At 66.0% G+C, this 580-nt stretch carries 1 protein-coding gene; it reads right to left on the bottom strand.

All coding sequences use genetic code 11. The features are described from left to right. A partial coding sequence (locus SB822_RS54785; RefSeq protein ID WP_410858810.1) for an AsmA-like C-terminal region-containing protein occupies window positions 1–580 on the bottom strand: 580 nt, incomplete at both ends.

Below are 580 nucleotides of genomic sequence, written 5' to 3'. Positions count from 1 at the left end.
CGATGTGCGGTTTCGACCACGAACCGGTGATCGCGTACTCCCGCGCGAACGCGTGCGAGATCGACTGGCTGAACGCCAGATCCGCCACCAGCGCGCCTAGGCCGAGCAATGGATTGATTACCGCGGCCGCGACGACCGCTGCGCCGGCGCTCACCGTCGGCACGATCTGGACATGCAGATCCTGCGTTTCCTGAGCCAGATCGACGGAGCCTTTCATTTCGGCGCGGGCCGGCGCGGTCACCATCTCGAAGTTTTCCGTGCGGCCGATGCCGTTGCGAATCTGCGCCGTCCCCGTGACATGCTCGAAGGGCAGACCTTCGCCGATCACGTCACGGAAATTGAGCGTCGCGAAGCGCGCGAGGCTTTGCAGGCTGAGCACGCCGAGCAGCTTGGCGACGCCCGGATCGACCTTGAGAATCTGCCCATGCCGCAGATCCACGGCGATATTGCCGTTGAGCGTCGGATAGTCGATCGCCGTCGGGCCGCCGCGCCACACCATCTTGCCGTTGAGCGTGCCGCTGCCCGCCTTCAGCGTGCGTGGCTGGCCGAAGCGCTCGAGCAGGCCGCCCGCGTCCTTGAT

The sequence above is a fragment of the Paraburkholderia sp. SIMBA_054 genome, from assembly GCF_046534875.1.
Classification (GTDB): domain Bacteria; phylum Pseudomonadota; class Gammaproteobacteria; order Burkholderiales; family Burkholderiaceae; genus Paraburkholderia; species Paraburkholderia hospita.
The sequence above is the reverse complement of the archived record's forward strand: the minus strand, read 5'-3'. Positions and strand labels throughout refer to the sequence as shown.